Annotated in this window: 12 protein-coding genes and 1 pseudogene; 5 read left to right on the forward strand and 8 right to left on the reverse strand. The window is 37.5% G+C overall.

The features are described from left to right. Nucleotides 1-67: 67 nt before the first annotated feature. Nucleotides 68-526 (reverse strand): helix-turn-helix domain-containing protein, encoded by a 459-nt coding sequence (locus tag BMF77_RS25420; protein ID WP_148762642.1) that lies wholly within the window; start codon nucleotides 524-526, stop codon nucleotides 68-70. A gap of 77 nt (nucleotides 527-603) precedes the next feature. Here BMF77_RS25420 and BMF77_RS25425 point away from each other — a divergent pair, with 77 nt between their 5' ends. From BMF77_RS25425 to BMF77_RS28415, 3 genes and pseudogenes are all read left to right on the forward strand, one after another. Continuing rightward, nucleotides 604-1512, forward strand: a complete 909-nt coding sequence (locus BMF77_RS25425; protein ID WP_148762640.1) for a tyrosine-type recombinase/integrase — start codon at nucleotides 604-606, stop codon at nucleotides 1510-1512. A gap of 261 nt (nucleotides 1513-1773) precedes the next feature. Then, nucleotides 1774-4761: a Tn3 family transposase gene (locus BMF77_RS25430; protein WP_148762638.1), complete on the forward strand. Its 2988-nt coding sequence runs from the start codon at nucleotides 1774-1776 to the stop codon at nucleotides 4759-4761. A gap of 55 nt (nucleotides 4762-4816) precedes the next feature. Then, nucleotides 4817-5134: pseudogene (locus BMF77_RS28415) on the forward strand (HNH endonuclease); the annotation flags it as partial. A 564-nt stretch (nucleotides 5135-5698) separates the two neighbouring features. On the opposite strand, the gene BMF77_RS25445 reads toward BMF77_RS28415, so the two are convergent. Beyond that, nucleotides 5699-7387 carry an IS1634 family transposase gene (locus tag BMF77_RS25445; protein ID WP_148766648.1) on the reverse strand — a complete coding sequence of 563 codons (1689 nt, stop codon included), beginning with the start codon at nucleotides 7385-7387 and terminating at the stop codon, nucleotides 5699-5701. Nucleotides 7388-8024: 637 nt separating this feature from the next. Between BMF77_RS25445 and ltrA the strand changes: the two genes are divergently transcribed. Further along, on the forward strand, nucleotides 8025-9683 hold the full coding sequence (gene ltrA / locus BMF77_RS25450; protein WP_148762286.1) for a group II intron reverse transcriptase/maturase: 1659 nt from the start codon (nucleotides 8025-8027) through the stop codon (nucleotides 9681-9683). A 40-nt stretch (nucleotides 9684-9723) separates the two neighbouring features. Here the strand turns inward: ltrA and cas2 are convergent, their stop codons facing one another. The 4 genes from cas2 to cas6 all read right to left on the reverse strand — a co-directional run bounded on the left by cas2 (nucleotide 9724) and on the right by cas6 (nucleotide 12781). Then, on the reverse strand, nucleotides 9724-9972 hold the full coding sequence (gene cas2, locus BMF77_RS25455; RefSeq protein ID WP_246863032.1) for a CRISPR-associated endonuclease Cas2: 249 nt from the start codon (nucleotides 9970-9972) through the stop codon (nucleotides 9724-9726). Nucleotides 9973-10013: 41 nt separating this feature from the next. Then, nucleotides 10014-11018 carry a type I-D CRISPR-associated endonuclease Cas1d gene (gene cas1d, locus BMF77_RS25460; protein ID WP_148766650.1) on the reverse strand — a complete coding sequence of 335 codons (1005 nt, stop codon included), beginning with the start codon at nucleotides 11016-11018 and terminating at the stop codon, nucleotides 10014-10016. A 90-nt stretch (nucleotides 11019-11108) separates the two neighbouring features. Next, the gene (gene cas4, locus BMF77_RS25465) at nucleotides 11109-11717 is read right to left on the reverse strand and encodes a CRISPR-associated protein Cas4 (RefSeq protein WP_148766652.1); all 609 of its coding nucleotides are present in this window, start codon (nucleotides 11715-11717) and stop codon (nucleotides 11109-11111) included. Between the two features lie 245 nt (nucleotides 11718-11962). Continuing rightward, complete coding sequence (cas6, locus tag BMF77_RS25470; RefSeq protein ID WP_148766654.1) at nucleotides 11963-12781, reverse strand: CRISPR-associated endoribonuclease Cas6; 819 nt, start codon at nucleotides 12779-12781, stop codon at nucleotides 11963-11965. A gap of 104 nt (nucleotides 12782-12885) precedes the next feature. Between cas6 and BMF77_RS25475 the strand changes: the two genes are divergently transcribed. After that, entirely contained in the window at nucleotides 12886-13305 is a 420-nt protein-coding gene (locus BMF77_RS25475; protein ID WP_148766656.1) for a hypothetical protein, read from the forward strand. On the opposite strand, the gene cas5d is transcribed toward BMF77_RS25475, so the two are convergent. Both cas5d and cas7d read right to left on the reverse strand, forming a co-directional pair. Further along, nucleotides 13306-14013 carry a type I-D CRISPR-associated protein Cas5/Csc1 gene (gene cas5d / locus BMF77_RS25480; protein ID WP_148766658.1) on the reverse strand — a complete coding sequence of 236 codons (708 nt, stop codon included), beginning with the start codon at nucleotides 14011-14013 and terminating at the stop codon, nucleotides 13306-13308. Nucleotides 14014-14018: 5 nt separating this feature from the next. After that, nucleotides 14019-15062: a type I-D CRISPR-associated protein Cas7/Csc2 gene (gene cas7d / locus BMF77_RS25485; protein WP_148766661.1), complete on the reverse strand. Its 1044-nt coding sequence runs from the start codon at nucleotides 15060-15062 to the stop codon at nucleotides 14019-14021. Nucleotides 15063-15081: the final 19 nt, after the last annotated feature.

Genomic DNA, 15081 nt, shown 5'->3' on the forward strand with positions numbered 1-15081 from the left:
AGGTATTGAGCCGAGATACGTGTAAAAACCTGCAAGATGGTCTGGAAATGCCTACTGTGTCTAGCTTTCAACAATTTTTCCCCCCATCCTTATAAGGTTTTCCACACAGAGGACAAAACTTATACCTCAACGACACCACCAACTCACCACAATTAGCACAACTAGACCGTAATTGCGTACCGCATAGATAACAAAACCTAGCCCGAACATTTCCCCACATTGAATCCACAACGCCACCAGGATTCCAACATTGGGGGCAAAACTTAATCGCTGCCATTACCAGAACCTCTTCTCCCCTGACAACAGCCTGCAAATACTCAACAGGCACAGACAAAGCCAAAGCAAGACCGCCAAGAGTTTTATGGCTAAGTTTCCTTGTCAATCCCCGTTCAATCTTCCCCACAGAGCGAGAATGAACACCAGCCGCATTCGCCACCTCAAACTGAGTTAAATTGAGTTCCTTTCTCATCCGCAAAACATAGTCGGACAGAGATTCTCCAGGTTTTGGAGTTTTAAAAGTATCCATAAAACACTGCCAATATTTCTCCCTAAAAGATATATAATTTAGGAATAAATAACCTTGCTAAAAACACACAAATTTCCGTGAAGCAAGCTGTCACATTAGCCACCGTTGCCGTCAAATTTTTAGAACGGACTGGACTAGCACCCAGTACCATTAAAACCTACGAACTAACCCTCTTAAACTTCCTAGCAGAATATGGAAGTTGGCTAATCGAAATAATCAGTAAGCAAACATTAATAGAGTATCTAGATAGCCTCTCACATTTAAAATACACAACCCACCATAAGCATCAAGCAATACTGCAAAGTCTATTTAACTTCGCCGTCCAACAAGAGTATATAAAAATCAACCCAATTCAGGGATTAAAACAGCGTCCCCCACAACGAGAAAAAGGCGAACATAAAAGCGATACTCTCATAAGATATCTAACACCAGACCAGCTAAATATCCTCTATACAGCAACCAAAGATGACTTGCGACTATCAGCAATAATTCATCTATTGCATCGCACAGGATGTAGAATAGGAGAGCTTTTAGCACTGAATTTATCAGACCTAGATATCAAAAATCAGAAATTTCAGGTATTGGGAAAAGGCAACAAACAAAGGTGGTGCTTTTATAGCAATGATGCCGCCCAATCACTAAATAAATATTTCCAACACACACGACATAAAAATATCAACGCATTGTTTACAGCACAACATCCAGTTACCCTCAAAGTCAGTAGAATTAGCTATCATACATTGCATGATTATTGGCGAGAAATTACCAATACCAATCCCGAATTAACCGGGGTACGCATTCATGATTTACGCCATACTTATGCTACAGAACGAGTAGGATTAATCAGCATAGAAGAATTACGTTCACTCATGGGACATGAAAGCATTCAAACCACATTACGCTACCAGAAAGTTACCTCCCAAAAAGCCGAATCAGCCGCCCGTCACGCCTTAAATATGCTGATTAATCCAGAACTACAAAGCTGAACTGAGTCACCATAACATTCATAATTATTGACAACTTTTTGAGCGAAAAAACAACATTTTTATCGGCATTGTCAATTTCTACCCAAAAGAATATAAAATACTCTTTGGTAGGGGAGTGAGGGATAAAACCATTTTGAGTAATCTTAGTATTATATAAGACTCGTATTTGATTTATAAACGGGTTTTCAGATTAAAGCCTTGTTGAAACAGTATATTTTCAAAATTTCCACTAGATTATTATATGTTTTAAATATTACTTGAATGACATCAATTGACCGTACCGCTTATCCCAAATTTAAACAATTTCCTGACCCCAAAGAACTGGCAGAACTTTACACTCCAACACCTACAGAAATCAAGTTTGTCAAGTCTAAAACCAAGAACCATGAAGGATTGCTACGGTTAATGGTGATGTTGAAATCCTTTCAACGTCTAGGATATTTCCCTCATCCTGAACAGATCCCAATTGCGGTAATTAAACATTTACGGTCGTGTTTAAAGTTACAAGACTCAGTAAAAGCAATACCCTCCGAACGCCAACGTCATACCTATAAAAATATTATTCGGGAGTATTTAGGAGTCAAACAATATGATAAAACAGGTCAAAGATTAATAGCCACATTAGTTGCAGAAGCAGCCCAAATTAAAGACCACCCTGCTGATTTAATCAATGTGGCAATTGAGGAATTAGTGAAAGAACGATACGAATTACCAGCATTTAGCACCCTTGACCGATTAATTCGCCACATTCGGTCAATGGTCAATAATCGGTTATTTACACTTTGTTCTCAAGGACTTTCAACTACCGAACAAATTTATTTAGACCAATTGCTCGTGGTGATAGACAAGGAGGAGGATAATGAAAATGCCACCCTGAATTTATTAAAATCGCCACCTAAAAGTGCCAAACTAAATGGGATGAAACTCCTGCAAAACAAGTTTGATATGCTCATGACTTTTGGAGATGCCAAGCGATTACTACAAAATATTACTCCTACCAAAGTTAGACATTTTGCTGCTTATGCTAGAACTTTAGATATCACAGAATTTCAAGATATTAATTTACCCAAACGGCGGACATTGCTATTATGTCTATTGTACGAAGCACAGGTAAAAACTCGTGATTATCTGGTTGAGATGTTTATTAAACGTATTTTGAAGATTCAAAATAATGCCAAACTGCGATTGCAGGAACTCCGGGATAAACATCTGACAGAAACATCAGAGTTGTTAGCAACATTGGGACAAGTATTACAAGCATCCAAACAAGCCAAGGAAACCAAGGATAATGCTGTATTTGGAGAACAGGTGCAGTCAATTTTGGATGAACATGGTGGGGCAGAATTGCTGATACAAAAATTAGATGAAATTGCGGCGTACAATACCAATAACTATTTACCATTAATGTGGCGGTTTTATGCTGCCAACCGCAAAGCACTGTTTAGTTTAGTGCGTTCTCTAGATATTCTCTCTACTTCTGCGGATGAATCAGTGATTGCAGCTTTGCAATTTGTGTTAGATCATGAACACAAACGTTCTAAATATTTGCCTTTTGATATCAATTTGGATTTTATTAGTAATAACTGGCGGGCGCTAGTCGTCGCCGAAATTGATGACACCGAGGTTTTGGTACGTCAGCAATTAGAAATTTGCATCTTTTACAATTTGGCGACTGAATTTAAAACGGGAGATGCCTGTGTTGTGGGGTCGGAAAGCTACGCGGATTTCCGCGAACAATTATTAAGTCCTGTTGAGTGTGAACCATTAATAAAAGATTACTGTAACTTAATTGGTTTTCCGGCTAATCCAACGGATTTTGTCGAACATTTACGCTTATGTTTAACACAAGTTGCTGAGAAAGTAGATAATATTTGTGCTGTTGATAAACAATTTACAATTAATAAGGAGGGCGACCCTGTATTAAAGAAACCACCATCATTTACTCAACCCCCAGAGGTGGATTTATTGGAGTCGAAAATCCGGGCGCTGATGCCGGAACGGAGTATTTTAGATATATTGTGCAATGTTGAGCATTGGTTAAATTGGACTAGACATTTTGGTTTGATGTCGGGAAGTGAAGCCAAAATATCTGACCCAGGGGAACGTTATATTTTTACTACTTTTGGTTACGGTTGCAATCTTGGACCTAATCAAATGGCTCGTCATTCGGGGGGTATGGTGACTGCCCATGAAATTTCTTATACTAACCGTCGTCATGTTAGTGCTGCCAAGATTGAAGCGGCAATTCGGGATGTTATTAATGCTTATAATCGGTTTACTTTACCTTCTTGTTGGGGGACAGGGAAAAAGGTGGCAGCGGATGGCAGTAAGTTTGAGATATACGAGAATAATTTACACAGTGAGTATCATATTCGTTACGGTGGTTATGGTGGTATTGCCTATCATCATGTCTCGGATAAATACATTGCTTTGTTTACTCACTTCATCACTTGTGGGGTTTGGGAAGCGGTTTATATTTTGGATGGGTTGTTGAAAAATCTTTCGGATATTCAGCCGGATACGTTGCACGCAGATACTCAAGGTCAGTCTGGACCTGTGTTTGCTATTTCCTATCTTCTGGGTATTAAGTTGATGCCACGTATCCGTAATTGGCAGGATCTTAGTTTTGTGCGTCCTGGTACGGATGTGAGCTATCAGCATATTGAGCCACTGTTTAAGGGTGTGGTGAATTGGAGTTTAATTCAGACTCATTGGTCTGACATGATGCGGGTGGTGCTGTCAATTAAGGCTGGGAAGGTGATGCCTTCGACGTTGTTACGTAAGTTGGGGAGCTACAGTCGCAAAAATCGTCTTTATCAAGCTTTTCAAGAGTTAGGTAAGGTGGTGCGGACTATGTTTCTGCTGGATTATATTTCTAATGTTACTTTGAGACGGGAAATTACGGCGGTAACAAATGTTGTGGAGATGTATAATGGTTTTCTGGATTGGGTATTTTTTGGTAAGCAAGGGATGATTACTGAGAATGATCCGATTGAGCAGGAAAAGCGGTTAAAGTATTTGGATTTGGTGGCCAGTGCGGTGATTTTGCAAAATACGGTGGATATGTCGTTGGCGATTCAAAAGTTGATGTCACAGGGTGAGGTGATTCCTATGCGATACCTTGCTGCTTTGAGTCCTTATATTACAAGACATATCAAAAGATACGGTGATTATGTGGTGAATTTACATAATATTCCTCAACCTTTGGAGTCGGCGATTAATCTTCCTCCAGAAATCTTTGAAATGTAGACACAGCAAGCGTTTCCAGACCATCTTGCAGGTTTTTACACGTATCTCGGCTCAATACCTACTAGATAAGGCGTTCCCAGCAGTTCCTTACTCCGAAAATAAACACATCAATGTCAAAGGTGAAAAGTCGCCTTACGACGGAGATTTGAGTTATTGGAGCGAGCGCAACAGTAAGCTCTATAACAACGATACCTCTAAAGCCCTTAAAAGGCAAAACCATAAATGTGGATACTGTGGGCTAAAAATGCTTAGTGATGAGAAGGTACATTTACATCATGTTGATGGAAACCACCAAAACTGGAAAACTAAAAACCTTCTAGCCATTCATGAAAGCTGCCACGATTACATACACATGAGCAAAAGCGAAAGCTAAGAACATCGGGAGCCGGGTGCGGTGAAAGTCGCACGCCCAGATTTAACAGAGAGGGGCGGGAAATAAGCGCGACTTGAAAGGTCGTTTAGGACGGAGAGCCGACTCTCCTAGAGAATTCACACTCTCTACCCTCATGTAAAAAGACTCTTTTCAGAGTCTGGTCACGCCCAAGTAGGTAACGAAACAGGCGGAGTGCAGACCACAAACGTAGCCTTAACTACTAGCCTAAAACCCACATTCCGCACCCCAAAATGTTACAGAGGGAAATTACGGAGATGAAAATCAAAGGGAGCATCAAAACAAACAGATAAAGTGAAAAAAGGCATTTGAGAAACAGTAAATCACCAAAAATGTCATCAAAATCTATTCTCAATAAGAAGCAATAAGAATGCACACCACCTGGAGAGGTCAATAGATAAGTGAAAGAAGATATTCAAGAAACAATTATAAGTTAGACTAATCAATTAAAGTAAAAAACGAAATTATAGACATAGTAAAATGGAGCTATAAATCAAAGAGATTAGCTCATCTTTACAAGAGAAATTAAATTGATAGAGATGATAATTAGCTGACTAATTGATAGTAACGTAAACAATCATCTGGTAAAAGACTCAAGATAAAATCTCTGTCCTTATTCCAATTAGAAATATGTTTCTCCTGATTGAGTGTAACCAAATGAATACACTGAAAGCATTGAAAAATCCAGCGTAAAGTAGGACGATTAGTTGCTTTGCCTAATTGATTTTTAATTGTTGATTTAGACTCCAAAAGAGCATTTCTAATATGACGTTGAGCCAAAGTATAAACCAGTAGACATAAACCCATAATCATTCCCAAAGACTCTATTCTCTCAGGACTTTTGAGGAAAATACTGTCGGCAAAAAATAATGGGTCTTTGAGAAAACCAAACCCCCTCTCACATGACTGCTGGGCTTTATATTCCCTGAGCATAGAATCATTGCTTAGTTCCTGTGAATCTAAAACATTTGTCGCAATAATAAAACGTCCCGCACTCAGCAATTCTGTATTAATTTTACTTTCATCCTGGGAGACTGTAGCTGATATTTGATAGGATATTTCTCCTGAAGTATCTTTTTTATTAGATTTTACTTTAGTCACCGTACTTTCGTGAATTTGATGATATTTGAATTGTTTTGATAATTTTGATAATGCCTTGATAGCATCTGCAACACATGCAAATCTCTCTTGTGATAACTTTTTCAAATCTTGCACAGCTTTTGATTCTGCTTTGGTAATTTTTTGTGTGAGCTTATGCAGGTCTGATTCTTTTCTTTCTTGACTTTGCACTACTAACCATCTTTGTTCTATCCCTGCATAATTTTGGATTTTTGATGCTAATTTATATCCTGGTATTGTACTATCAATAAATTCTGATTCTGCTAATGTTGATATTAATGATTTTGCTGCTTTTATGCTTAATGGTACTCGACATAACCAACGTAATTCTGACATCATTTTCAGGTTTGATTCTGTATATAAAGCAGCGTCAGCAACCATGAGACTATTAACTTCTAATTGTTTTTGATATTCTACTGCTATTTGACCAAAACATGATGAATCTGCTTGATTTCCCGATGCTAGTTTTAAAAATATTGGGATGTCTCCATCTCCTGAACATATCATTTCTATGATGAATTGTTTTAAATCTGGTCTATGGTCACGAGAATAACCGTAGGTGATGGTTATTTCTTTTGGTGATTTTACTGCTAATTCTTCTAATTCTTGGTTATGTCCTACTTTTTGACTCTCAAATATTACGAATGGTAAGCTAGTGTTATACTGCCCATGCACGTGCATTGATGATGAGTCTAGATGTGATGTTGATAGTGATACTCCAAATTTTTGAGCAGCTTTTAAGGCTATGATAAAAAAGATTGTATCTAAGCCTTTTATAAACAGTTTATCCATGACTCTCCCCAATTTATCGTCGTTGAGATATTCTGGTTTTACTCCTGCTCCTATTAAATGCTCACAGGCTATTGTTTCAAAATATTTGGGAAACATATATAACGGTTTGGAGACAAATCCTAACCCGTTTATTATCATGGCTTTTACCACTTGACCTGCATTTACTTTTTCGTCTTTTTCGACTCCTATTAATTCATTTATTATTTCTACTATTCCGATTGAATCTATGATTCCTGCTACTATCCCTAGATGGTCTATGTTCTCAATTTCTATTTCTTGAGGTTTTAATTTCACAACAGTTTCCTCTAATACTTCTGTTGTCATCAATTATTTCTTATTTGGTTATCAATTCATTTTTTTCTTTTGTTACCAAGTTTCACTTTATCACACCACGTCCCTTTTAATGCTACTTATTCTTATTAAGCATCTTAATTTTTGAATTGGCTTTAGTTATTATGTACTACTTTAAGGGCTTTTTTGATCTGTGACAGTTTGGGGTGCGGAATGTGGGCTAAAACGTGGTAAGGAGCAAGAGGGAGTTCTCCTAAGATGAACGAAAGTGAATTGATGTCTAAACTGCGTCATCGCCCAGAGAGCCAAATAAGGCTGATAGGCTCTAACCAAAAGGTAAGTGGGTAGATTTATAGTTTTATTTTCTATGAATCGTGTGAATACAACTCCCACCGCAGGAAAATCAACATCTAACAGAGAACATACACCAAATGAAACGACAAGGTAAGCCCTACAGAGTCTATGGAAAGGTCGAAATCCCATAGTAAGTCAACCGTGAGGAAGATAGAACTCTCTGGAGGGTAGAGGATGAGAGAAAAAGCGAACGCCCGTCTGTAATAGATGGGATAGGGATTCAAACTTTGTCCCTGACCGAAAGGAATAGCAGACTTTTCTTGGGTCTTATGAGAAAGAGACTAAACAAAAGAAACTTAATTCGATGACAAGTTAGATGGTGTATGCAAGTACAACAAACGGACTAAGAAAACCGCTAGAAAACTGGAATCAGGTCAACTGGAAACAGATTAATAAAGCGGTTAAGAATCTGCGTCAACGAATCTTTCTCGCGAGAAAACTTGGTAACTGGAAGAAACTGCGAAGTCTCCAAAAGTTAATGCAAAGAAGCTACGCAAACCTAATATTATCTGTTCGGAAAATCACTCAGACCAACAAAGGCAGAGCAACGGCAGGAATTGACAAAGAAATAATCAATACCCCAGAGCAGCGAGTGAAGCTGGTAAACAACTGGAAAGGCGGCAATCAAGACCCCACAAAACGGGTAATGATTCCAAAATCCAACGGTAAAAAACGACCGCTCGGAATCCCAACCGTGCGTGACAGAATCGAACAGGCAATAATAGTTAATTCACTAGAACCCGAATGGGAAGCCATATTTGAACCAAATTCCTATGGGTTCAGAGCCGGAAGAAGTTGTCAAGACGCTATAGCACAAAACTGGATAAGATTAAATGCAAGTCCAAATGCTAGAAATACTTGGGTTCTAGAAGCTGATATTCAAAGTTTCTTTGATAACATTATCCATGAATCTATCCTCAAGCGATTAGGAAACTTCCCTAAAAGAAACCTAATAAAAGGATGGTTAAAAGCTGGATTTATCTTTGAAGGGAAATATCACCCAACAGAGACAGGCACACCACAGGGAGGAGTAATATCACCCCTTCTAGCCAACATCGGTTTGCATGGATTAGAAAACTATATAAAATCCACTAATTCCAAACTTGGCGTGGTTAGATATGCTGATGATTTTATTGTCACAGCTAGAGACAAAGGAAGTCTTGAAAAAGCCCAAATCCAGATTCAGCAATGGTTATCAGAAAGAGGACTGAATCTCAGTGCGGAAAAGACGTTAATCACGTCGATGGAGGATGGTTTTGACTTTCTTGGATTCAACCACCGCCATTACAATGGCAAATTGCTTATCAAGCCCTCGAAGAAGAAAGTCTTGGACTTCTGCAAACGAATTGGGCGAGAAATCAGAGCAATGAATGGGTGCGAACAAGAATCAGTTATAAAAAGACTTAATCCAATTCTTCGTGGATTTTCCAATTATTACAAAGGGGTTGTTAGTAAAAAAACTTTTGAATATATCAAAAGTAGAACATGGCGATACCTTTGGTGTTGGGCTAAACGTAGACATCCCAACAAAAATACAAAATGGATTCGGAAGCGTTACTTCAAGACAATAAATGGTAATAAATGGACATTCGCTACGATAACTAGCGACCGTAGAGGGAAAGAAAAGGATATAATCCTATTTCCGATAGCGTACACGCCCATCGAACGCCATGTAAAGGTCAAGGGGGAAGCGTCGCCAGATGACCCTTCACTCAAAGAATACTGGGAAAAACGCCACCAGAAATATGGAAAGAGCTACTGGGAGAAAAACTCTTGGAAGTATAAAATCGCTCAAAACCAAAATTGGAAATGTCCTATCTGTGGTGAACCTTTATTCAATGGAGAGGAATTAAACACCCATCACATAGTTCCCGTTGCTCAAGGTGGACAAGACGGCATTGAAAACCTACAGCACTTGCATCATGCTTGTCACAAACAGGAACATTCTAAAACCAAGTCAACTCGCTTGAAGTAAGGCTTGAGCCGTGTAAGTGCGAAAGTCTTATGCACGGTTCTTAGGGGAGGGGAGAGCGGTGACGCTTGAACCTTACCCGACTATTCCCCCTCGACTCAACCAAGCGAATGCTGTCGGTTTCAGGTTTAATGAGTTTATTAAGACGCGATCTTAACTTAGCATATTGAGTATCAGTTAACTCACATTCAAAAATACTATACTGCACCCATTGACCATAGGATTTGAGAATACTATGGATTTTAGTCCGGCGTTTATCCTCAGAAATATCGTAAGAAATAACAACATTCATAAATTCTCTGCGAAGTTATACCTTGTTGATGTAGAGAAGTTTTATTTCAGTACCAAAGGGGGATATTTATCAGTTGTTCCCATTAAATACTTGGACAGTAATCTTGCTTGTAATTCAAAAGCTTCTCGATAAGTACATTTACGTCCCATTACCGGGTGTTTAAACTCCGATAGTTTTTTCTTTTCGTACAAAGTCAAAAAAGTTTTGCGTCCTTCTGGAATGAGAGAAACAGCACCGCTTAATGGTTCAGTCACAAAATCTGCTGGGGTTAATAATTGCTTATTCAAAATAGATAAAACTACCGCATCTACCACTAAAGGGCGAAACTCTTCCATTAAGTCTAAAGCTAAAGAAGGGCGATTATAGCGATCAAAATGTAGATATCCTAAATATGGATCAAAACCGACAATATTCACAGCACTTTGTACATCATGACGCAATAAAGAATAACCAAAACTTAACAATGAATTTACTGGATCTGTAGGTGGACGACGGACACGCTTAGTAAAAGAAAATTTAGAATTACGAATCAGACTATCAAAACAACCAAAATAAGCAGCACTACCAGAACCTTCTAAACCACGCAAAGAATTGATATTTTCAGTTGAACTAATTGCAGCAATTACCTGTTCAATGCGAGCAATATTTTTAGATAGATCAAGATCATTAAATTCACGCTGATAACGCATCAAAGTTTGACGGTAATTTTTTAACTTTCCCCTAACAAAACCTTGAACAGCATGAATAGATTGGGGTGTTTCTCCTGCTGCTTGCCATTGTGCTTTGCGAATGAAAATATTACCAGTCATTTCTGGCTCTAACCGTCCTAAATAGTGACCAATTTTATTGATAAAAGATAGAGGAATATGACGAGTCATTAACTCATCTACAACAGCCGGCGAAATAGTTGCTCGTCCTAAAACAACTACACCTTCAATATGAATAAATGGAATATCTTGAAGAATTTTCTTTTCAAATTTCACATTAATCCGTTCATCAACCTTACCAATAAAAGCATCATCTTGTGTGATGTAAAGAGTACCCATAATTAAATCCTCAAAATAGGTGACAGTAGACAGGTGACAGGTAACAGTAAAAAGAGTTTTAGAAAGGTTTTTGTATCAAGTATAAATTTCTCAATTTGCTTCTTGATAACGTCCAACTTTATCAGCAACTTGGGGCAAACATCGAGAATAAAGACTACAACCATCACAGCGTTTTGTTTTCACAGCTTTTGGCATAGCACCTGTAAACAGTAACGTTTGGATAGCTTCAATAGTAGCAATCGTACTACTTCGTAATTTTGGGGTAATTTCTACTAACTTCCGTTGATGAGTTTGAGCATAATAGATATAGCCAGTATTGATATTTTTTCCTGTCATTTCCTCCAAACACAAAGCTTGAGCGCAAACTTGTAATTCATCATTATCCCATTCTCCTTTACGTCCTCTTTTATATTCAATAGGGTAAAATTCGCCATTTTCAAACTCAATTAAGTCAGATTTACCGATAAGTTTATATTGATCTGATTTGAGATAAATCGCCCGTATTTGGTAAGTTTCCTCACGGTTTTGTTCTCCGACTGTGTGAACTCGTTCATGTAAACTTGTACCCTCAATAGTATATTGATTATCAATGAATTCACCTGCACAATGAATCAACCAACAACGATGAGGGCAATAGGAATATTGGTTTAAAGAAGCGATACTAACGTAATCATCAGAATTGATATTTTCAAGCGACATAAGATATAAAAAATTGATTAATTTGTAGGTTGGGTTAAGCGACAGCGCAACCCAACAAAAGCCAGGGCAAGCGCATCTTATTTTTAGAATGCTTACTGGACAAAGGTTTTGACGATTGTTAATTTTTGTAACTAAAGGTTGAAACCCTTGCTGGGCATGGATTACAGAATTTAGGTGCGTTTGCCCTGCAACAAAAGCGTTGATAATGAATATGATCATGTTGGGTTTCCTTGCGTCAACCCAACCTACTTTCTTCTCACCATTCCCATTCCCATAGTTGTTTTTCTACCAATACCAGCATATAAAGCAAAGTCAACTAAGGCGTTAATTTGCTTAATTGCCGTTGTTTCTACATTGCCAAGAATGCGATAACTAATTTCACCTAAACAACCAATAAATTTGTTGTCATAGTTGCTAATAACTTCAGTATTGATATTAAAAGCACTAGCATAAATTGATTCAAAAGAAATATTGGTTAATTCAATACCGCTATATTTATGCCACCGATTTAGTAGACTATTGAAAACAGACTCCCTTGTTGGTAAAACATTATCAAATTCACCTTGACGAAAAGCTACAGGTGTAGAAAAGATGAAATTAAGATTGCGTTCTTTCTCACTTGCTTGTTGATAAAGTTGATGATAATTACAAGCATTTGCCCAAGGTTGATTAGATTGGGGTGTACCTTGAATGCTGGTAATATATAAGTTGGCTGAACCTAAGTGCCAAGGTTGTTTGGGGTTTATATTTAACCATAAAGGTGTAAGCTGATTAAATAAATTGTCATTTAATAAAGAAATACGCCACCAACAAGAAGTACCAGCAGGAATAGGGTTTTGATGGGCATATTGCAAAGTATAAGATTGGGTTTTATGTTTGTTTTGTACCTGCAATGGTGAGAGAGTAAAGGCTTTATCGGCGTTTGATTCGTGTAAGTAGTCTCCTAATTTTCTATCAACAGAACTCACTAAGTTAAGAAATAAGGCGTGGTAATGTCTACCTGTGAGAAAATTGGGGTAAATTGGAGATTGGGGGACGATGTTAAGGATGAGACTATGGGGCATAATTTTTGCAGTGTGGCACAATTTGTAAATAGATAATGAAAACTAAGAAAGATTCAGACTATAGAACGTATAAAGTAATTAACATTGAATAAAGAGTAAGACAAATGACAGTTGATAATTATCTTGAAGCAACAGCACTTAGTAAAAAGTTAGAAGCCAGTTTACCAATTAAAGTTAAGGTGGCAAAAGAATTATTGAAAATGCTGAAGACAAGAGGAGACATAATAAATCCAGAGAAAGAATTTGAAGTTGATTGGGTAGCTTATTCTGGGGATGAAGGTGGGATTATGTGCCGATTAGTCAGCAAGAACGATAATCCCGAAGATGAAGATAAAGCACTATATATAGTGTCTATTACCCATCTCAAAATAGATCCAGATCATCCTCATGCTGAAGAAATAGCAACTTATCAACGTGATCGAAATCGCAAGTTAATGTTACAAAATCGTGGTAGTTTGATGACTGAATTAATGCCTTTACGCTCTCCTAAAACAAAGAAGAGCGGTAAAGGTTTTGGAAAATAATTAACTCCGAAAACGGTATTGCATTAACTTGGGAAGTTTTACATTTTTGATATCATCAAAATAGTAATATTCCCCTTGTATTTGCACATTTTGAATCAGACTTACTGGTGGCATATTTACCACATCATAGCTAATAACTTGATTAGTAAACATGACATCCAAAGGATTTAAAGGATGAGTGCAGGTAAATAAATCAGTTTTGATTTTTGGTTGTGGTAATTTCTCAACCGTAATTTCTGCTTTACTCATCCATTTACCTAAACGAATCCATTTAGGTAATTTGATCTCTTTTTGAGAAATTAGAAAGAACTCAAATTGACTTTCTGGTGCAATTTCCTTTGCTCTACCAAAACTGGGAATATTCTTTTGGGTTTTTTCCATTTCTACATGGTAGTTATTATTTGCATATTTCCATGTATTGAGAATAGATGAATGCCTCAGAGATCGAGCCGGAGTTATATAGATTCCTTGTTCATTTAAAGGAGTTAAATGTGCTTCATATTTTGGTACTTGTTCGGGGCAGAAATAGCGATAGGAATCTTCTTCAGCAACGGTTGTTGAGTAGATTTCACTATCAACTAAACCAAGTGCATAACAGAGGGCGTAGTTATGAATTATTGCCTCTGTTTCGTATAGTCTGCCGATTTCACGGGTGGCAAAATAGAGGCTGTCATGTAGTTCTAATTGACAACGGTAGATAAACACCATTTTTGTTACTCCGCTTTAGCATTTTTACCTGCTTTTGGCTTTGCGGTTTTTGCTTCTTCAGATTTACCTTTAATATGCTTTTTAGCATAAGCCTTAGCTTCATCATTAGCTTGTTGTAAAAGTGATTTAATTCCTGCTTCGTTATTTGTGAGGTTTTTAACTTCATTGACTAGAGGTATAAAAGCATCACCAATTAAATCTGTATGCACAATAAATTCATCATTCATTAAATTCTCAATTGCACTTTTAGCCGATGTAATTACATCATCTTCATCTAAAGGATCTGGGGATTTGAGGGTATTATTAGCCTTCATTTGATCGTATATGGCTTGAGTCCACCGCAGGTTACTGGTAATTTCTCCATCAGCAAAAATCACACCGACTAATTCATTCCTAATGCGACCTGTGCGGGTTGTTTGTGCGCCATAATGACGAGTTCTGAGAATGTTATTAAAAACATAAAGAAAACTAGCTTCTGTGGGGTCTTTGAGTGTTACAATACTAGGAAAGAAAACTTGTGGTCTAATGTGATCTTGTTGATTAATTCTGCTAGTAACTTCACCAGCTTTAGAACCACTTTCTCCTTTAGAAGCCATTGTACCATTTTCAAAAGGAGCATTCAGAGTAAAGGTTTCATGAGATTCATCAAAAGCTGTAATTGAAAATGCCGTATCTACCACTACTTTTGATTTTTCTGAACCAGAATCACCAATAGCAAAACCGTAAATTATACAATCAGGATTATCCATTGCAAAAGATACGTTATATTCACATTCTTCTGCTGTCATGAATTCATATTTACGGAGTAATTCTCTACCTACTAATCTTTCTGGTGTTGACTGTTTACGTTTGAACATTGAAAGACGGCTAATGGTATTTTTATCTTTGACTCCAGCCCTTACCCGTGCTTTATTAAGTTCGCTATCTGTTTGAAATAAAGGATAAGATTCAGTAATGCGAACGGTGAGAAAGTGGGCATATTTTCCCATTGGTTTATAGGGAATTTCTGATTGAAATAATTTAGCGTCAACGGTTTTTAAGAGTGTCATGATGTTTTTCCTAAATGAG

The organism is Dolichospermum sp. UHCC 0315A (assembly GCF_008121535.1).
GTDB classification, from domain to species: domain Bacteria; phylum Cyanobacteriota; class Cyanobacteriia; order Cyanobacteriales; family Nostocaceae; genus Dolichospermum; species Dolichospermum lemmermannii.